This window comes from Rhizobium beringeri (assembly GCF_004306515.1).
In the GTDB taxonomy this organism is placed as follows: Bacteria; Pseudomonadota; Alphaproteobacteria; order Rhizobiales; family Rhizobiaceae; genus Rhizobium; species Rhizobium beringeri.
The window spans coordinates 3,260,180-3,278,055 of sequence record NZ_SILG01000001.1 but is presented as its reverse complement, the minus strand read 5'-3'; the positions used below and the strand labels follow the sequence as shown (position 1 = coordinate 3,278,055).

Below are 17,876 nucleotides of genomic sequence, written 5' to 3'. Positions count from 1 at the left end.
GAATGCTGGAGCTCAGGCCCAATTGCGAATGCTGCGACAAGGATCTGCCGCCTGATAGCACTGAGGCACGGATCTGCACCTATGAATGTACCTTCTGCGCCGATTGCGTGGACGGTGTGTTGAAGGGTGTCTGCCCGAACTGCGGCGGTAATCTCGTCGCGAGGCCTATTCGGCCGGCGGCGATGCTTGCCAAAAATCCTGCGTCGACGAAGCGTGTGCTGAAAGCCGAGGGCTGCGCGCCCAAGGCGGCTTAAGGAGGACGAAATGATTCCAGGCGAAATCATTGCCGCAAGCGGCGACATCGAACTGAATGCCGGCGCGCCGACGGTGACGCTGGAGGTTTCCAATACGGGCGATCGGCCGGTGCAGGTCGGCAGCCACTATCATTTCGCCGAGACCAATGCCGGGCTTTCCTTTGATCGCGCGGCGGCGCATGGCAAGCGGCTTGATATCCCGGCGGGGACGGCGGTGCGCTTCGAACCGGGGCAGACGCGCTCGGTGACGCTGATCCCGCTTTCCGGCAAGCGCGAGGTTTATGGCTTCCGCCAGCTGGTGATGGGCAAGCTTTAAGAACAATAGGCTGGAGGAATGCATGCGCTTGAATATCTGCCTCGTCGGGGCGGCGATGCTGCTGACGGCAGGTGCTGCCTCTGCTGAGGATATCGATTGCAACAACCCCAAGACGCAATCGGACATGACTGGCTGCGAGGCGGCGCGCCATGAGGCCGCCGACAAAGCTTTGAATGCGCAATACAAGAAGACCCGCGCCGTCCTAGCAGCGATCGACAAGGACCTGGATAGCGATATGAAGGGCGCGGAGCAGGCGCTGGTTAAGGCACAGCGCGCCTGGATCGATTATCGCGATGCCGAATGCGACGCCTTTGGCTTTCAGGCGCGTGGCGGCACGATGGAGCCGATGCTGGTCGCCGGTTGTCTCGCCAACATTACGGACAAACGCACGAAAGAGCTGAAAGAGCTCGAAGACACGATGAGCAACTAGGGTGATCAGGAAAATCATGATCGTCGGCAATGGCGACATTGAGGAAGGCGGGGCTGGCATCATCGATGCCGCCGATATCGTCATTCGCTTCAATGATTGCCGCTCCTACGGGGCCGGCGGCAGCCGCACCGATGCCGTCGCGGTCTGTAACACCGGCAGGCCGGCAAAGGCGATGCTCGGTTCGCGTGAGTGGCGCGCCCATCCGGGCGTCGTGTCGGCTGGCGAAATCTGGAGCGTGCGCGACCCGGAAAAATTCGCCGCGATGCGGGCGCCGCTTGCCGTCTCGCATCCTGATCTCGACGATTTCTGCGACGACTATACGGATGAATTCAGTGTCTTCTGCGCCGATACCGGCAAAAGGCACGTCGTCATCGGCAAGACGGTTCACGAAGCCGTCGATGCCTCGCTTTCGGCCTTTGCTCCTTCGTCCTATGTCGTGCCGAGCAGCGGTATGATCGTCATTGCCGAGGTTTTGAACACATATGCCGAGGCCGAGGTGACGCTTGCCGGCTTCGGCCACTCCGGCTGGGAATGGCACCCATTTGCGGCCGAACGACAGCTTGTCGATAGCTATATTGCCGCTGGCCGCCTCAAGCGGCTCGGCGGAGAAACACTCGTCTCTTCCTCCCAAGGAGCCTGATAGATGCCCTACAAGATCTCGCGCGCCGCCTATGCCGGCATGTTTGGACCGACCACCGGCGACAAGGTGCGCCTTGCCGATACGGAGCTCTTCATCGAGATCGAGAAGGATTTCACCACCTATGGCGAGGAGGTGAAGTTCGGCGGCGGCAAGGTGATCCGTGACGGCATGGGCCAGAGCCAGGTGACGCGGGCGGATGGCGCAGTGGATACGGTCATCACCAATGCGGTGATCGTTGATCATTCAGGCATCTACAAGGCCGATATCGGCCTCAAGGACGGACGTATCGTCGCGATCGGCAAGGCCGGTAATCCCGACATGCAGCCGGGTGTCAATATCATCGTCGGTCCCGGCACGGAGGCGATCGCCGCCGAAGGCAAGATCGTCACCGCTGGCGGCATGGACAGCCATATCCATTTCATCGCGCCGCAGCAGATCGAGGAAGCGCTGATGAGCGGCATGACCTGCATGCTCGGCGGCGGCACGGGACCGGCGCACGGCACGCTTGCCACCACCTGCACGCCCGGTCCCTGGCATCTCGCGCGCATGATCGAGGCGGCCGACGCCTTTCCGATGAACCTTGCCTTTGCCGGCAAGGGCAATGCCTCGCTGCCGGGGGCGCTGACCGAAATGGTGCTGGCCGGCGCCACCTCGCTGAAGCTGCACGAGGATTGGGGCACGACGCCAGGCGCTATCGACTGCTGCCTGTCGGTTGCCGACGAATACGACGTGCAGGTGATGATCCACACCGATACGCTGAACGAAAGCGGCTTCGTCGAGGATACGATCGGCGCCATCAAGGGCCGCACCATCCATGCCTTCCACACGGAAGGGGCCGGCGGCGGGCATGCGCCTGACATCATCAAGATCTGTGGCCAGCCGAACGTCATCCCCTCGTCGACCAATCCAACACGGCCCTATACGGTCAATACGATTGCCGAGCATCTCGACATGCTGATGGTCTGCCACCATCTGTCGCCGTCGATCCCCGAAGACATCGCCTTTGCCGAAAGCCGTATCCGCAAGGAAACGATCGCTGCCGAAGACATCCTGCACGATATCGGCGCCTTCTCGATCATCTCCTCCGACAGCCAAGCCATGGGCCGTGTCGGCGAAGTGGCGATCCGCACCTGGCAGACGGCCGATAAGATGAAACGTCAGCGCGGCCGGCTGAAGGAGGAAAAGGGCGACAACGACAATTTCCGCGTCCGCCGCTATATCGCCAAATACACGATCAACCCGGCGATCGCCCATGGCCTCAGCCGTGAGATCGGCTCGGTCGAAGTCGGCAAACGTGCCGACCTCGTGCTGTGGAACCCGGCCTTCTTCGGGGTGAAGCCCGATATGGTGCTGCTCGGGGGCTCGATCGCGGCCGCGCCGATGGGCGATCCGAACGCTTCGATCCCGACGCCGCAGCCGGTTCACTACCGGCCGATGTTTGCCTCCTACGGCAAGAGCCTCACCAATTCCTCCGTCACCTTCGTCAGCCAGGCGTCGCTCGATGCCGGCCTGAAGGGCCGGCTCGGCGTCGCCAAGGAACTGGTCGCGGTGAAGAATACGCGCGGCGGCATCTCCAAGGCATCGATGATCCACAACGACCTGACACCCGAGATCGAGGTCGATCCGGAGACCTATGAGGTCAGGGCGAACGGTGAGCTGCTCACTTGCGAGCCGGCGACGGTGCTGCCGATGGCGCAGCGCTATTTCCTGTTCTAGGCCCACGTCCGATATGCAGCGGACGGCTGCGATGAGGACAGGCATCCGCTGGTTGTCGCGGATCGTATTTCTGCTTGTGCTTTTGGCGGCCTGCGGGACCTTCATTCCCCGGCCGCTGATTGCGCCGGTCAAGGCGTCATCTGCGGCGCTGGCGCATCGGATTCTGCTGCTGTCAGGACCGATCCATACCGATATTGCCATTCCGCTCGACGCGGAAACGCGGGCTGCCTTTTCCTTCCTCGACGATACCGGTTTTCCGCTCGGCCATCCGAATGCGGAGTGGCTCATTATCGGCTGGGGCGGTCGTGCCTTCTATCTGGAAACTCCCACATGGGCGGAGCTGAAGCCGCTGCCGGTGTTGCGCGCTCTAACGATCGACCGTGCGGTGCTGCATCTGGACCTTGCCGGTCCTATCACCGAGCCGCAGCCCACTGTGACGGCATTCGATGTCCGCGACGATCAATTGGCGCAGCTGCGCGATTTTATCTCGCAGAGCTTCGTCCGCGATGCGGGCGCGGTGGTGCCGATTCCGGATGCAGGATACGGCGAGATCGATCGGTTCTTCGAGGCCAGGGGATACTTCAACGCCCTCTTCGGCTGCAACACCTGGACTGCCGCTGCCCTGCGCTCGGCCGGGCTCCGAACCGGCTTATGGAACCCGCTTCCACAAGCATTGCGATTGTCTGTTGCTGTCTACAATTGAGGCGGCGTCGGCCCAACCCGCCCTTAAAGTGAATTGTGAGCAGCGCTCTCCATCTGGTTGTATAAATCGGTGGGAAAACCAGTATTTTCCCCGGCTAAGCCATTCTGGAACATATGTATCGTGAATCCTGATAAACTCCTTTTATATCAAATGTTTAACTGTCTCTCCGCACTGTTCGATTCAGGGATTGGAAAGCTGCATCCCCTGCTAGAAAAATTCTGTCCACCGAAACGTCCGAAACCGTTCGAATTTTAACGAGTCAATTAAGACACCCGCAGCAATTGGGCTCTTATCAATGCCTGGAAACGCCGAGCAGGAAGGTTGATTCTCATGAGAAACTGGATTTCGCTGCAGGCCGATTTTGGCGATCTTCAATACCGCAAGAACGTCTACGTCTTCGCCCTGAAGATGGCTTTTCTTGCCGTTATTCTCTCGGGAGTCATTATCGCATTGACGATGCCGTCGCTCGATCTTCTCGGGCTGCTGCCGGTGACGCTCGCCCATGCAATCGGCTTCAGCGCGATCTTTTCCTGGCTGATCGGCGGTACGGTTTCCGGCATGCTGTCGCTGTTTGCCGGCTTTGCCATGCGCGACCTCGCGCTCTCGCGCGCGGAATTCGAAAAGCTCAGCCGCACGGATACGCTTTCCGGGCTGCTCAACCGGCGTGCTTTTACCGAGGCGCTTGAGAGTGCCGATGGCAACGCGTCCTTAGTGATTTTCGACGTCGACCGTTTCAAGGCGATCAATGATCGCTTCGGCCACGGTTGCGGCGATGCCGTCATCATCGCCGTTTCAGCCATGCTCACATCCGCCTTCGATGATATGTCCGTCGTCGCACGGCTGGGTGGGGAGGAGTTCGGCATCATCGTATCCGGCGAGCCGCTGGAGGCACGGATGGAGCGTATTGAAGGTGTCCGAGCCCGGATCGCCGGCGGAGCCATCAAGGCCGAGGGGCACGATATCCGCATCACCGTTTCCGGCGGCGTTGCCGATCTCGTCGCCGAGCGCAACAAGCAGGCGGTCTATGCCTCCGCCGACCGGGCGCTCTATCTCGCCAAGGCGCTCGGGCGCAATCGCGTCGTACACGAACGGGAAGGTCTTCATCACGCCTGGCACGGGCTCGTCGAGAACGGCGTCGATGGCGAGAACAGAAGCCCTGAGAGCGACAACGTGATGCAGGCTTACGGAATATAAAAGCCGAAGCCGGACGAAAGGCCATTGGTGCTTGCATCGGGAAGAGCTATTTTGCATGGTCGTCCTCTCAGAAAAACGGACATGTCATGCAGCGCGTCACCTCCTATCTTCCCGCCGGAACCCCTTCCTCCCACCCGATCGCCCAGGTCAAGCTGCCGCATGATCTGCGTCATCTGCGCCGTAAGCTGCTGCATCTGGAAAATGGCGAAATGGTCATGCTCGATCTCAAGGATCCGGTGCTTTTCGCCAATGGCGACCTGCTGGTGCGCGACGACGGCGAACTGATCGAGATCCTCGCCGCCGACGAGAAACTCTTCGAAATCCGCGGTCGCGACCGCACCCATCTGGTCGAGCTCGCCTGGCATCTTGGCAACCGGCATCTTGCCGCGCAGATCGAGGAAGACCGCATCGTCATCCTCCGCGACCATGTCATCCGCGCCATGCTGCAGGGCCTCGGCGCCGTCGTTCTCGAGATCGACGAGCCGTTCCAGCCGGCGCGCGGGGCCTATCATTCCCAAGGCGGGCATTCGCATGGGCATGATCACGATCACAATCATGATCACAATCATGACCACGGGCATGATCACGGCCATGACCATGATCACTAACATGGCTACGAGCATGAGCATGAGCACCGCCACGATCGTGGTCATGATCATGACCACAAGCACGACTGAGTCTTGATGACCAGGGATCGCGAGCTGCAGGCATTGCTGCGCCTGACGGCATGGCTCTCGCCGGCCTTTCCGATCGGCAGCTTTGCCTATTCGGGCGGGCTGGAGCGGGCGGTGGCCGACGGGCTCGTTACGGATGCGACCTCGCTTGGGGCCTGGATCGGCGCGCTGGTCGGCAATGGTTCGGCCTGGAACGATGCGGTGCTTCTGGCCGAAAGCCACAGGCAACAGGCAGAAGCCGCATGCCTTGCCGAAGTCGCTGCACTCGCCGAGGCGCTGGCCGGATCACGCGAGCGGCATCAGGAAACGATGTTGCTCGGTGAGGCTTTCGTCGCAGCGGCGCGGGCCTGGCCGGACGAGGTGTTCGAGCGGCTACCTGATAGGGTCGCCTATCCCATTGCAGTCGGGGCGGTGACGGGCGCCCATGGGATAAGGCCCGAGAAGGTGCTCGCCGCCTTCCTGCATGCCTATGTCTCACAAGCGGTTTCATCAGGCATCCGCCTTGGTGTCGCCGGGCAAAGGGATGGCGTCGCCGTTCTTGCCGGTCTGGAAGACCGTATCGCGGAGGTTGCCCGGCGGGCGGCAGCCTCGACGCTCGACGATCTGGGTTCGGCGACGGTGCAGGCCGATATTGCCAGCCTGCGCCACGAGACGCAGGCGACGCGGCTGTTCCGTTCGTGATTGTCCGAAATTATCGCTGTGGCTGCGTCATTTGACGGTGGCGCGGGCGGGCGGCTTCGCTATCATCGGGGTTCGATTGGAGTAAGGCACATGAAATCAAGAAACGGACCTTTGCGTGTCGGCATCGGCGGGCCGGTCGGCTCGGGCAAGACGGCGCTGACCGAAAAGCTCTGCAAGGCGATGCGCGACGACTATTCCGTCGCCGTCGTCACCAACGATATCTACACGACAGAGGATGCCGAGGCGCTGGTGCGGATGCAGGCATTGCCTTCAGACCGCATCGTCGGCGTCGAAACCGGCGGCTGTCCGCATACCGCCATTCGCGAGGATGCGACGATCAATTTGCAGGCGATTGCCGGCCTCAACCAGCGGATCCCCGATCTCGACGTCGTCTTCATAGAGTCCGGCGGTGACAATCTGGCGGCGACCTTTTCGCCCGATCTTGCCGATATCACCATCTATGTCATCTCCGTTTGCCAGGGCGAGGAAATCCCGCGCAAGGGCGGGCCTGGCATCACCCGGTCGGACCTGCTCGTCATCAACAAGAAGGATCTGGCGCCTTATGTCGGCGCCGATCTCGAAGTGATGGACCGGGATGCGACGCGGATGCGCGCTTCGCGCCCCTTCGTCTTCTCCGACATGAAGCGCGGCGACGGCGTCAGCTCGATCGTCAGCTTCCTCAGGGAGCAGGGCGGTCTCTAAAGCGCGTCGCGATCTTTCAGATTCGCTTCGTGCGCTTTAGGTCTTTGTTTTTACGCATGTCGTTGTCGCAAAACCGCTGCACACTTTTGCGCGACATGCTTAGATCCGGATGATTTTAGGCCGGATCGGCCTAAAATCATCCGGATCAAAATCAAAGAATTAGGGCATGATGTCGTCCGAAAACCGCTCACGCTTTTCGGCCTTCATGCTGTGACGATCAGACCTGCCGCAGCAGGTTGACGTCGCTGATGGCGATCGCTCGGCCGCGCACCGTGACACCTTTCGTCTTCAGCGTCGAGAAGGCGCGCGAGAGCGCCTCCGGTGCGAGGCCAAGCTTGCGGGCAAGCAGATTTTTCGGAAAGGGCAGCCGCAGCGAAGCGGCCGCACCGTTCTCGGCGCAGTGGGTCAGCAGATAATGCGCCACGCGCTGCGGCGCGGTCTGCATGCGGTCGCTTGCCAGGCATTCCATTGTCGAGATCAGATGCAGTGACAGGCTGCGCATGATCGCCTTGCCGATCCGCGGCCGCTCCTCCAGCAACAGCCGGACCTCAGCGATGTGGAAGCGCGCCAGCACGGCATGATCCATCGCTTGCGCGCCGTAGCGATAGGTTTCGTCGGCGTGGATCAGGCATTCGGCGAAGCTGTCGCCGGGCTCGCAGATGCGGATATCGGCCTGCCTGCCGTCGCTGTTGTGGCGATAGAGCCTGACATAACCGCTGAGCACGCAATAGAAATAGGCCGCCTTGTCGCCCTCCTCGAAGAGAACGTCATGCGGGTCGCAGAGGCGAACGGTGGCGTGGGCGCGGAGGGCTTCGGCCTCGTTGTGGTCGAGCCCGGCCATGACGGTGGCCTTGGCGAGCACAGCGGCCTCATGGCCGATGAATGTCAGCGTCCTGTTCATCTCCCGGTCTCCTGATATGGCCAGCCTTTCCAATTCCATGTGCATGCCGGGCAAAATACGGGAAGGAGATGTCGGTGGATTTGATTTCGGTCAATCGCCAGAAGTGAACAGCAAAAATGAAACGGGCCGGGAGATCGCTCCCGGCCCGTTCATTTCCTGGGCTTTGCTTATTCCGCCGCGAAGGGCGGCAGGCGCAGCACGTTGGTGTCGCCTTTGGCGCTCTTGCGCTTGCCTTCCGGCTTTTCGATTGCGGTCAGGCGCTCCTCCAGCGAGTCGATTTCGCTGCGGTTCTCCCGGGTGACACGGGTGAGATCCTCGCGCGAGAGCGGCAGCTCCTCCTCGTCCTTCCGGCCGACCAGGCGGCCGAAAGCCCAGCCGAGCAGGCGGGATAGATCGTCCATGATCAGGAAGAAGGAGGGCACGACGACGAGCGAGAGTACGGTCGAGACGATGATGCCTCCGATCACCGCAATTGCCATCGGCGCGCGGAACGAGCCGCCTTCGCCGACACCAAGCGCGGAAGGCAGCATGCCCGCCGACATGGCGATCGAGGTCATGATGATCGGCCGGGCGCGCTTGCGGCCGGCTTCGACCATGGCCTCGACGCGAGGCATGCCCTGATGGCGCATCTCGATTGCGAAATCGACGAGCAGGATGGCGTTCTTGGTGACGACACCCATCAGCATCAGGATGCCGATCATGACAGGCATCGACAACGGATTGCTGGTGAGGATCAGGGCGGCTGCGACGCCGCCAATGGCGAGCGGCAGTGAGAACAGGATGGTGAAGGGCTGGATCACGTCCTTGAAGAGCAGGATCAGCACCGTCAGCACCAGTAGCAGGCCCATCAACATGGCGTTGACGAAACTCTGCTGCATCTCGGTCTGCACCTTGGTGTCGCCGCTTTCGGCAAGGTGCACCGTGGCCGGGATATTGGCGTCGTTGACGATCTGACGGAACCGGGCGGAGGCCGTGTCGAGTGCTACGCCCTGCGGCAGGTCGGAACCGATCGAGACGACGCGGTAGCGGTTGTTGCGCTTGATCGAGCTTACGCCTTCCGAATAGTCGATATTGGCGACGCTCGCGAGCGGAACGGTGCCGCCGCTGGCGGTCTGGATCTTCAATGTCCGGATGGCTGCGAGATCGCGACGCATGTCGAGTGCGGCCTGAACGCGGATTGGGATCTGGCGATCGTCGAGCGAGATCTTGGCAAGGGCGGCATCGACATCGCCGATGGTGGCGACGCGGATCGTCTCGGAGATCTGCTGCGGCGTAATGCCGAGGCGGGCGGCCTCATCCATGCGCGGGTGAACCTGCAGTTCCGGGCGGGGCAGGGAGCCGTCGGCGCTGACATTGGCAAGCAGCGGATCGGCGCGCAGCTTGGATTCCAGAATGCCGACGGCGTCGTTCAGGTCCTTGTCGTTCTTGGAAAGGAAGTTGAAGGAGAGGTCGCGTTCGCCGCGGTCATTGAGCTTCAGGATCCGGACGTCGGGAATATCGCGCAGCTTGGCGAAGACTTCCTTTTCGATATCCCACTGCGGGCGTTCACGGCCGTGGACCTCCACCTTCGGCAGTTTCGGGCCAATGACGGGGATATGGCCGAGCACGTCGTTGACCATCTTCTTGACCAGCGATTGGTCGAGCTTGTCGAGTGCCAGCGTGATGGTCGCCCGGCGCAGTTCGAGATCGCCCTTCGGCGACGCACCGCCGAGAACGAAGACGCTTTCGACGCCATTGATGTCCTTGACCCTGTCATAGATCGCATCCGTCGTCTTCTCGGTGTCGTCAAGGCGCGCATTGGGCGGCAGCTCGACGGAGAGAACGATGCGTGAGGCATCTTCCGGCGGCAGGAAGCTGCCGGGAACCTGCATCAGCAGCAAAACGGAGCCGACCAGGAAAGCGAACGCGACAATCAGCGTCGCATAACGCGTGTACCAGCGGCCGGTCGTGCCACGTATGAGACGGGTGTATCCCCGCATCAGCAGGCCGTCATTGTCGTGATGGTCTTCTATGCCGTCTTCGGCGCGCATCAGATAAGCGGCCATCATCGGGGTGATCAGTCGCGCGACCATCAGCGAGAAGAAGACGGAGAAGGCGACGGTCAGACCGAACTGGATGAAGTACTGGCCCGGAATGCCCGGCATGAAGGAAACAGGCACGAAAACGGCGATGATGGTGAAGGTGGTGGCGATAACGGCAAGGCCGATTTCGTCAGCCGCCTCGATCGCCGCTCGATAGGGCGTCTTGCCCATCTTGATGTGGCGGGCAATGTTTTCGATTTCGACGATCGCATCGTCGACAAGGATACCGGTGGCAAGCGTCAGAGCGAGGAAGCTGACGAGGTTCAGCGAGAAGCCCATCATGTCCATGACCCAGAAGGTCGGGATCGCAGACAGCGGAAGGGCGATTGCAGAGATCAGGGTCGCACGCCAGTTCCTGAGGAACAGGAGGACGACGATGACCGCGAGCAGCGCACCTTCGAGGAGCGTATGAATGGCGGCTTCGTAGTTGCCGTAGGTGAAATAGACCGAATCGTCGATCAGTTCGATCTTCACATTCGGGTTTTCGGCCCGCACCTTGTCGAGGTTCTGCGCCACGGTTTCGGCGACGCTGACCTCACTGGCGCCCTTGGAGCGGAAAACGCCGAAGGTAACGACCGGCGTATCGTTGAAGCGCGAGAAGGATTTCGGCTCCTCATAGGTGTCCTTGATGACGCCGAGATCGGACAGTTTGACGAAGCGGCCGTTCGGCAGGCCGATCGTCGTGTTCGCGAGGTCGGCGACGTTGCGGGCGTCGCCGAGAACGCGGATCGCCTGTTCGCTGCCCGCCACCTGACCGCGGCCTGAGCCGAGGTCGATGTTGGTGCCGCGCAGCTGCTGGTTCACGCTCGCGGCGGTGATGCCGTAGGCATTGAGCTTGTCAGGGGTGAGCTCGATGCGCACTTCGCGCTCTGCGCCGCCGTAACGGTCGACACGGCCGATGCCGGCCTGACCCTGCAGCGAACGCTTGATCGTATCGTCGACGAACCAGGAAAGTTCTTCCAGCGACATGGCAGGCGAGGAAACGGCGAAGGTCTGGATCGCCTGCCCCTCGACATCGACCTTGGAGACGATCGGTGCTTCGGCCGTGGCCGGCAGATCGCTGCGGATGCGGTCGATCGCATCCTTGGTGTCCTGTACGGCCTGTTCGGTCGGCACTTCCATCCGGAACATGACGTTGGTTTGCGAGCTGCCGTCGGTCACCGTCGACTGGATTTCGTCAATGCCGGTGATGGAGGCGACCGCGTCTTCGATCTCCTTCGTCACCTGCATTTCGAGCTCAGCCGGCGAAGCGCCGCTCTGCGTCACGCTGATCGAAACGAGCGGCACGTCGATATTTGGAAAACGCGTGATCGGCAGCGAATTAAAGGACTGCATGCCGATGAACACCAGCAGGCAGAAGGCCAGCAGCGGCGCAATGGGATTTCGAATGGACCAGGCTGAAAAATTCATCGGATGGTCTCTTTAGTTGGAAGCCGGGAGCTGTTCACGCACCGGCGTGATGTGGTCGCCATCGCGGACGTATGCGCCCGCCTTGGCCACGACCTCGTCGCCGGTCTTCAATCCATTGATGACCTCGACATAGGCGCCGTCCTGGATGCCGGTCTCGATCTTGGCGAATTTCACCACGCCGTCCTCGACTTTGCGGGCGGAGGAGCCTTCGTTGCCGGTGAGTACCGCGGTCAGGGGAAGCGCTACGCCTTCAGTCTCGCGCACGATGATTTCGGCGCTGCCATACATGCCGGAACGTGCCTTGCTGTCATCATCGATGGAGATATGGACGAGGCCAAGGCGGGTGACCGGATCGACAGTCGGCGAAACCAGGCGTACGGCGCCGGAAAGCTTGTCACGGCTGCCGGAAAGCGAAATCGTTGCCTTTTGGCCGGCCATGACTCTGACGACATCGCCTTCGGCGACCTCAGCGACAAGCTCGATATCGCCGTCGCGGATGAGGGTGAACAGCGGATCGCCGTTGCCGGCGGCAATGGCGCCGACCTTGGCGTTCTTCGCCGAGACCGTGCCGGCGACCGGCGTCTTCACATCGGTGCGCGCCAGCTTCAAATCCGCATCGGCAATCTGGCTGTCGAAGACCTTGAGATCCGCTTCGGAGACCTCGATCGCCTGTTCGGCGGAGACGACGCGGGCATTGGCTGCGGCGGCAGTCGCATCGGCCTGTTCGACTTGGGCGGTGGAAACCGTGCCCTTCTTACCCATTTCCTGGGCGCGGGCCTGCTGCTGCCTTGCCTGTTCGGCATTGGCCTGCGCCTCGATGAGCTGGGCGCGCAGCTGGGCGAGGCTTGCTTCGCCCTTGGCCTTCGTCGCCATCATCTGGCTCTTTTCCAAGACCAGCGCGTCATCGTTGAGCGTCGCCAGCGTGCTTTCCGCCTGAACCTTGTCGCCGACATCGGCTTTCAGCGTGCGAATCGAGAGGCCTTCGACCTGCGGCTGAATATAGACTTCCTCGACGGGCTTGACCGTTCCCGTGCCGATGACTCGATCGACGAGCGTCCGGTTCGTCGCCTTGGTGACGACGATCGCCGGCAGGTTCTGCTGCGGTTTTTCGACCGGTTTTTCCTGCGAAAATGCGGTGGATGCAGCAAGTGCCGCTGCAAAAAGAGTAGAGGCGCCTAGAATTCCAATCGGCTTGCGTGCCATGCGTCTTCGTCCAATCTTATGATAAGGTTGGCCGAACTCGAGCGTCTGCCACTCAGCGCGCGATCAGGCCACTGCCCTTCCTGCATTCTCAGAGGTATCCGCCGATCCTTTGCCGTCTTCATCCCTCGCCGGCAAATTCGGCTTGTAGGTGGTATCGATTTGCTCGATCTACAAGTCCGGCAGAAAACAATTCCCCATTAGGCGATAATAATTACCATTCTGACGTCAATCAATCACCGCAAGGTTATGTCAACATTACGAAGATTGATCGCGCCTCTATCTCTAAGACGTTTGACGCCCGATAAATGCGACAGTTGCAAGGCATTTTTTTCGGTTGCGAGATGCTGATGATTTAGGCCGACTGGCCTAAAATCTGAATCAGCATCCAAATCAAATAAATAGAGCATGGTGCCGTCCGAAAGCTGCGCACACTTTTCGGCATCATGCTCTAGAAAAAGACGAAACGCGCAGGAAAACTCCCGCGCGTTTCGCTTCGCAATGTTACCGAAATTACTTGGAAGCGGCGTCGGTGATGTCGTGCGTCCAGGCGCCTGACGGCTCCTTGCTGATGATCTTCTGGTCGAGCAGCGCCTTTGCCGTGCGGGCATAGAGGGCCTCGTCCAGCTTGCCGGAGCTGTCGCCGACCAGCTTGGCGACTTCACCCATCATGCGCTTTTGATGGTTGTCGTCCTGGCCGCCATTGTCCATGACGATCTCGGCGGCTTCGTCGGGATTCTCGGTGGCATATTTCCAGCCCTTCATCGAGGCGCGGACGAACTTGACCATCTTCTCCTTGAAGGCCGGGTCTTTCAGCTTGTCTTCCATCGCATAGAGGCCGTCTTCAAGAAGGTCGTTGCCCATTTCAGTGTAGTTGAAGACCGTCAGTTCTTCCGGCTTGAAGCCGGCATCGATCGCCTGCCAGTATTCGTTATAGGTCATGACGGAGATGCAGTCGGCCTGCTTCTGGACAAGCGGCTGCACATCGAAGCTCTGCTTCAGCACGGTGACGCCGTTCGGACCGCCTTCTGTGGACAGGCCGAGCTTGTTCATCCAGGCGAAGAAGGGATATTCGTTGCCGAAGAACCAGACGCCGAGCGTGTGGCCCTTGAAATCGGCTTCGGTCTTGATCGGGCCGTCCTTGCGGCAAACCATTTCCAGGCCCGCCTTCTGGTAGGGCTGGGCGATGTTGACGAGCGGAACGCCCTTTTCGCGGGCAACCAGGGCGCCGCCCATCCAGTCGACGATGACATCGGCGCCGCCGCCGGCGATCACCTGCTCGGGGGCGATATCGGGGCCGCCCGGCTTAATGTCGACGTCGAGGCCTTCTTCCTTATAGAAGCCCTTGTCCTTGGCGACGTAATAACCGCCGAACTGGCTCTGCGTGACCCATTTCAGCTGCAGCACCACCTTGTCGGCGGCCATGGCATGGGCCGATGCAAGCGACATCGCGCTCGCCATCATTGCAACCATCAACTTTCTCATTTTCTTATCCTTACCCTCTGAAGTTATGCCCGGACCCGTTTCTGGAGCCCGTGCGCGCCTAGCCACCACGGATAGACGGATGCCAGAACGTCACCGCCCGTTCGGTCAGGGCGATGATGCCATAGAAGATCGAGCCGGCCAGCGCCGCGACGGCGATTTCCGCCCAGACCATGTCGACATTCATGCGGCCGATCTCGGTGGAGATGCGGAAGCCCATGCCGACGATCGGTGTTCCGAAGAATTCCGCAACGATGGCACCAATCAGCGCCAGCGTCGAGTTGATCTTCAGTGCGTTGAAAATGAAGGGCATTGCCGCGGGAAGCCTGAGCTTCAGCAGCGTCTGCCAATAGCCGGAGGCATAGGTGCGCATCAGGTCGCGCTCCATGCTGCCGGAGGCGGCAAGGCCGGCGACGGTATTCACCAGCATCGGGAAGAAGGTCATGATGATGACGACGGCGGCCTTCGACGGCCAGTCGAAGCCGAACCACATGACCATGACAGGAGCGACGCCGATGATCGGCAGGGCCGAAACCATGTTGCCGATCGGCAGAAGGCCGCGGCGCAGGAAGGCGATGCGGTCGGCGAGCACCGCGACGACGAAGCCGCTGAGGCAGCCGACGATATAACCGATCAGCACCGCCTTGAAGATCGTCTGCCTGACGTCCGCGCCGAGGATCGGCAGCGATGCCATGAATCGCGCGCCGATGGCGCTCGGCGGCGGCAGCAGGATGAAGGGAACGCCGGCGCCACGTGTGACCGCCTCCCAGAGAATGAGGATCCAGGCGCCGAAGATCGCCGGGATCAGCAGCTGGAGCGCCGACTTGCTGAAAGTGGTGACGGGCTGCAGTTTCGACAGCTCGGTGACGCATCGCCAGGCAAGCAGCCAGCAGGCGAAGAGCAGCAGGAAGAAAGCCCGTGTCGCTGCGCCCTCGTTGCCGGAAAGAGCGGAAAGCAGCATCCAGGCGGCGCCATGCGCGCCGATAAACAGCACGGTGGCACGATAGGCCGGCGGCTGCGGCGCCAGGGACAGCAGGGCTGCCGCGATGACGATGATGAAAATGAGGCTTGCCGTGCCGTCGGTGAGGGGTCGCGCCGCGCCGTCGGCCAGAAGCGGCAGGGCCGTCAGCGCTCCGACGCAGAGGAGGAGGGCGACCACGCCTTGCCAGGAGAAGGTCAGATGTCTCATGCCGGCCTCCCGCCCATGGCGCGGTCGACGATCTTCGCCGCAACGCCGACAATCGCAACCAGGATGCCCGCCAGCAGCGATCCGGCGACGAGGGCGGCCCAGATATCGATGGTCTGGCTGTAATAGGAGCCGGCGAGCAGCTTCGAGCCGATGCCGGCGACAGCACCCGTGGGCAACTCGCCGACGATGGCGCCGACGAGGCTGGCGGCGATCGCGACCTTCATCGAGGTGAAGAGGAAAGGGATCGAGGCGGGAACGCGCAGCTTCCAGAAAGTCTGCATCGGGCTGGCATAATAGGTGCGCATCAGGTCGAGATGCATGATTTCAGGCGAACGCAGCCCCTTCACCATGCCGACGGCGACCGGAAAGAAGGAGAGGTAGGTGGAGATCAGCGCCTTCGAGACAAGACGGGAGGCGTCGGAATCGAGATTGAGGAGATGTGCAACGGCATTGTCGCCGGTCAGTACATTATAGGAGATGATGACGATCATGGGCGCAATGGCGAGGATCGGTATGGTCTGGCTCGCCACCAGCCAGGGCATCAGCGAGCGGTCCATGGCGCGGTTATGGACGATCAGCACGGCGAGAAGGATGCCGAGCAGCATGCCGAAGCCGAAGCCGAGCAGGGTGGAAGAGAGCGTTACCCAGCTGTGATAGACGAGGCTGCGGTTGCTCGAAAGGCTGCGCAGGAAGGTGTTCTCGTAGACGTTCTGCGCCACCTGATGCGGCGCCGGCAGGATCGGCTTCGGCTGGGCGAGCGTCTTGCCGATGAATTCGAGGGTCGAAGGTGTGGCGCCGGCGCGGCCGTCCATGTCGCGCTGGAAGGGCGCGTTCATGAGGATGGCGGCGACATACCAGATGACGACGAGCGCCAGCAGTATGGTGGTGACGGGGACGATCTTGTCCTTGAGGGTGTCGGGTTTCATGGGATTCGTTCCCATCTGGTGTTGAGGCTGCAGAGCCCGGAAATCAAACCTCTATTCCTCATGCGTGCCCCGTCCTAAGCCCTTCGCGGACGCGGTGGGCAATCTCCAGGAACTCGGGGGTTTCGCGGATGTCGAGCGGGCGCTCGGCCGGGAGGGTCGAGTCGATCACATCGGTCACGCGGCCCGGGCGCGGAGACATCACCACGATCTTGGTCGAGAGATAGACCGCCTCGGGGATGGAATGGGTGACGAAGCAGATCGTCTTGTTGGTGCGGGTCCAGAGTTTCAGCAGCTCTTCGTTCAGATGGTCGCGGACGATCTCGTCCAGGGCGCCGAAGGGCTCATCCATCAACAGCAAATCGGCGTCGAAGGCGAGCGCGCGGGCGATCGAGGCGCGCTGCTGCATGCCGCCGGAAAGCTGCCAGGGGAATTTCTTCTCGAAGCCCGAAAGACTGACGAGATCGAGCGCTTCGGCGATGCGCCTCGTCCGGTCAACGTTGGAATACCCCATTATTTCCAGTGGCAGGGCGATGTTGTTTTCGATGGTGCGCCAGGGATAGAGCGCCGGCGCCTGGAAGACATAGCCATAGGCGCGGGCCTTGCGCGCTTCCTCCGGCGTCATGCCGTTGATCGAGATCTCGCCCGAGGTGCTCTTTTCGAGATCGGCGATGACACGCAGGAAAGTGGTCTTGCCGCAGCCCGATGGACCGATGAAAGAGACGAAATCGCCCTTGCGGACGTCGAGATTGACATTGCTCAGTGCACGCACCGGGCCGTCATTCGCCTGGTAGGTGAGACAGAGATCCTTGGCGGATACGACGGAGGGTGCTTGCATCAATGCGACCAGTCTTGTTTTCGCCGCGGGAACGCGGTTTGCGTGGTATCATTATCGCCGGTTTTATCGACGACACACTCCATGGAGGATGAGGATGGACGTGACATCAAAGCCCACCTGCCACATCGTTCGCCCCAATCATGCCTATGACGGCAAGCAGGGGCTCAGCTATTTCCAAGGGGTCGCGGCCGAGACGGTCGGCGCTAAGGGCATCTGCATGCACCTCCTGACGATCCCGCCGGGCGTACGCGCCAAGGCGCATCTGCACGAGGCGCACGAGACGGCGATCTACGTGCTCTCCGGCGAAGCCCATACCTGGTACGGAGACCGGCTCGAGCATCACGTCATCGTCCATGCCGGCGAACTTTTCTATATCCCGGCCGGTGTGCCGCACCTGCCGGCGAACCTCAGCAGCACGCCGTGCACGGCGATCATCGCCCGCACCGATCCGAACGAGCAGGAAAGCGTCGTGCTTCTGCCGGAGTTGGACGCTTTGGTGCCGGCGTGAGGTCATTGGCATAGAGGCAGCGGTCCCCGGTTGA

At 61.3% G+C, this 17,876-nt stretch carries 17 protein-coding genes and 1 pseudogene; 11 read left to right on the top strand and 7 right to left on the bottom strand.

Annotated elements, in window-relative coordinates:
- The first annotated feature begins 2 nt into the window (after positions 1 to 2).
- The 10 genes and pseudogenes from ELH03_RS16525 to ureG all read left to right on the top strand — a co-directional run bounded on the left by ELH03_RS16525 (position 3) and on the right by ureG (position 7,310).
- The gene (locus tag ELH03_RS16525; RefSeq protein ID WP_012758687.1) at positions 3 to 254 is read left to right on the top strand and encodes a DUF1272 domain-containing protein; all 252 of its coding nucleotides are present in this window, start codon (positions 3 to 5) and stop codon (positions 252 to 254) included.
- 10 nt (positions 255 to 264) lie between these two features.
- Positions 265 to 570: an urease subunit beta gene (locus ELH03_RS16520; RefSeq protein WP_003542314.1), complete on the top strand. Its 306-nt coding sequence runs from the start codon at positions 265 to 267 to the stop codon at positions 568 to 570.
- A 22-nt stretch (positions 571 to 592) separates the two neighbouring features.
- Positions 593 to 1,000 carry a lysozyme inhibitor LprI family protein gene (locus ELH03_RS16515; RefSeq protein WP_128400526.1) on the top strand — a complete coding sequence of 136 codons (408 nt, stop codon included), beginning with the start codon at positions 593 to 595 and terminating at the stop codon, positions 998 to 1,000.
- A 16-nt stretch (positions 1,001 to 1,016) separates the two neighbouring features.
- Complete coding sequence (locus ELH03_RS16510) at positions 1,017 to 1,640, top strand: Urease operon accessory protein (protein ID WP_128400622.1); 624 nt, start codon at positions 1,017 to 1,019, stop codon at positions 1,638 to 1,640.
- 3 nt (positions 1,641 to 1,643) lie between these two features.
- The gene (ureC, locus tag ELH03_RS16505) at positions 1,644 to 3,356 is read left to right on the top strand and encodes an urease subunit alpha (protein ID WP_003561946.1); all 1,713 of its coding nucleotides are present in this window, start codon (positions 1,644 to 1,646) and stop codon (positions 3,354 to 3,356) included.
- A 31-nt stretch (positions 3,357 to 3,387) separates the two neighbouring features.
- Positions 3,388 to 4,059: a TIGR02117 family protein gene (locus ELH03_RS16500; protein WP_128412577.1), complete on the top strand. Its 672-nt coding sequence runs from the start codon at positions 3,388 to 3,390 to the stop codon at positions 4,057 to 4,059.
- A 330-nt stretch (positions 4,060 to 4,389) separates the two neighbouring features.
- Positions 4,390 to 5,253, top strand: a complete 864-nt coding sequence (locus ELH03_RS16495) for a GGDEF domain-containing protein (RefSeq protein WP_128405506.1) — start codon at positions 4,390 to 4,392, stop codon at positions 5,251 to 5,253.
- 86 nt (positions 5,254 to 5,339) lie between these two features.
- Positions 5,340 to 5,930 (top strand): annotated as a pseudogene (gene ureE / locus ELH03_RS16490) (urease accessory protein UreE).
- 6 nt (positions 5,931 to 5,936) lie between these two features.
- On the top strand, positions 5,937 to 6,608 hold the full coding sequence (locus ELH03_RS16485) for an urease accessory protein UreF (RefSeq protein WP_128405504.1): 672 nt from the start codon (positions 5,937 to 5,939) through the stop codon (positions 6,606 to 6,608).
- Positions 6,609 to 6,698: 90 nt separating this feature from the next.
- Positions 6,699 to 7,310 (top strand): urease accessory protein UreG, encoded by a 612-nt coding sequence (ureG, locus tag ELH03_RS16480; RefSeq protein WP_003590582.1) that lies wholly within the window; start codon positions 6,699 to 6,701, stop codon positions 7,308 to 7,310.
- Positions 7,311 to 7,527: 217 nt separating this feature from the next.
- Here the strand turns inward: ureG and ELH03_RS16475 are convergent, their stop codons facing one another.
- From ELH03_RS16475 to ELH03_RS16440, 7 genes are all read right to left on the bottom strand, one after another.
- A complete protein-coding gene (locus ELH03_RS16475) occupies positions 7,528 to 8,211 on the bottom strand; it encodes a Crp/Fnr family transcriptional regulator (RefSeq protein ID WP_128405503.1) in 684 nt (227 codons plus the stop codon).
- A 167-nt stretch (positions 8,212 to 8,378) separates the two neighbouring features.
- Positions 8,379 to 11,702: an efflux RND transporter permease subunit gene (locus tag ELH03_RS16470; RefSeq protein WP_128405502.1), complete on the bottom strand. Its 3,324-nt coding sequence runs from the start codon at positions 11,700 to 11,702 to the stop codon at positions 8,379 to 8,381.
- 12 nt (positions 11,703 to 11,714) lie between these two features.
- Positions 11,715 to 12,905 carry an efflux RND transporter periplasmic adaptor subunit gene (locus tag ELH03_RS16465; protein ID WP_130766517.1) on the bottom strand — a complete coding sequence of 397 codons (1,191 nt, stop codon included), beginning with the start codon at positions 12,903 to 12,905 and terminating at the stop codon, positions 11,715 to 11,717.
- A 510-nt stretch (positions 12,906 to 13,415) separates the two neighbouring features.
- Positions 13,416 to 14,387: an ABC transporter substrate-binding protein gene (locus ELH03_RS16455; protein WP_018243277.1), complete on the bottom strand. Its 972-nt coding sequence runs from the start codon at positions 14,385 to 14,387 to the stop codon at positions 13,416 to 13,418.
- Positions 14,388 to 14,445: 58 nt separating this feature from the next.
- Complete coding sequence (locus ELH03_RS16450) at positions 14,446 to 15,573, bottom strand: ABC transporter permease (RefSeq protein WP_128405499.1); 1,128 nt, start codon at positions 15,571 to 15,573, stop codon at positions 14,446 to 14,448.
- Positions 15,570 to 16,499 (bottom strand): ABC transporter permease, encoded by a 930-nt coding sequence (locus ELH03_RS16445; protein WP_027683377.1) that lies wholly within the window; start codon positions 16,497 to 16,499, stop codon positions 15,570 to 15,572. The genes ELH03_RS16450 and ELH03_RS16445 overlap by 4 nt, the downstream gene beginning before the upstream one ends.
- A 58-nt stretch (positions 16,500 to 16,557) precedes the next feature.
- A complete protein-coding gene (locus tag ELH03_RS16440) occupies positions 16,558 to 17,334 on the bottom strand; it encodes an ABC transporter ATP-binding protein (protein WP_128405498.1) in 777 nt (258 codons plus the stop codon).
- A gap of 94 nt (positions 17,335 to 17,428) precedes the next feature.
- On the opposite strand from ELH03_RS16440, the gene ELH03_RS16435 reads away from it, so the two are divergent.
- Positions 17,429 to 17,842 carry a cupin domain-containing protein gene (locus ELH03_RS16435; RefSeq protein ID WP_128405497.1) on the top strand — a complete coding sequence of 138 codons (414 nt, stop codon included), beginning with the start codon at positions 17,429 to 17,431 and terminating at the stop codon, positions 17,840 to 17,842.
- Positions 17,843 to 17,876: the final 34 nt, after the last annotated feature.

Coding starts and splice junctions, on each gene's coding strand:
- ELH03_RS16475 (WP_128405503.1), bottom strand. CDS start 8,211: ATGAACAGGACGCTGACATTCATCGGCCATGAGGCCGCTGTGCTCGCC.
- ELH03_RS16525 (WP_012758687.1), top strand. CDS start 3: ATGCTGGAGCTCAGGCCCAATTGCGAATGCTGCGACAAGGATCTGCCG.
- ELH03_RS16440 (WP_128405498.1), bottom strand. CDS start 17,334: ATGCAAGCACCCTCCGTCGTATCCGCCAAGGATCTCTGTCTCACCTAC.
- ELH03_RS16445 (WP_027683377.1), bottom strand. CDS start 16,499: ATGAAACCCGACACCCTCAAGGACAAGATCGTCCCCGTCACCACCATA.
- ELH03_RS16485 (WP_128405504.1), top strand. CDS start 5,937: ATGACCAGGGATCGCGAGCTGCAGGCATTGCTGCGCCTGACGGCATGG.
- ELH03_RS16465 (WP_130766517.1), bottom strand. CDS start 12,905: ATGGCACGCAAGCCGATTGGAATTCTAGGCGCCTCTACTCTTTTTGCA.
- ELH03_RS16500 (WP_128412577.1), top strand. CDS start 3,388: ATGAGGACAGGCATCCGCTGGTTGTCGCGGATCGTATTTCTGCTTGTG.
- ELH03_RS16435 (WP_128405497.1), top strand. CDS start 17,429: ATGGACGTGACATCAAAGCCCACCTGCCACATCGTTCGCCCCAATCAT.
- ureC (WP_003561946.1), top strand. CDS start 1,644: ATGCCCTACAAGATCTCGCGCGCCGCCTATGCCGGCATGTTTGGACCG.
- ELH03_RS16495 (WP_128405506.1), top strand. CDS start 4,390: ATGAGAAACTGGATTTCGCTGCAGGCCGATTTTGGCGATCTTCAATAC.
- ELH03_RS16450 (WP_128405499.1), bottom strand. CDS start 15,573: ATGAGACATCTGACCTTCTCCTGGCAAGGCGTGGTCGCCCTCCTCCTC.
- ELH03_RS16455 (WP_018243277.1), bottom strand. CDS start 14,387: ATGAGAAAGTTGATGGTTGCAATGATGGCGAGCGCGATGTCGCTTGCA.
- ELH03_RS16520 (WP_003542314.1), top strand. CDS start 265: ATGATTCCAGGCGAAATCATTGCCGCAAGCGGCGACATCGAACTGAAT.
- ELH03_RS16510 (WP_128400622.1), top strand. CDS start 1,017: ATGATCGTCGGCAATGGCGACATTGAGGAAGGCGGGGCTGGCATCATC.
- ELH03_RS16515 (WP_128400526.1), top strand. CDS start 593: ATGCGCTTGAATATCTGCCTCGTCGGGGCGGCGATGCTGCTGACGGCA.
- ureG (WP_003590582.1), top strand. CDS start 6,699: ATGAAATCAAGAAACGGACCTTTGCGTGTCGGCATCGGCGGGCCGGTC.
- ELH03_RS16470 (WP_128405502.1), bottom strand. CDS start 11,702: ATGAATTTTTCAGCCTGGTCCATTCGAAATCCCATTGCGCCGCTGCTG.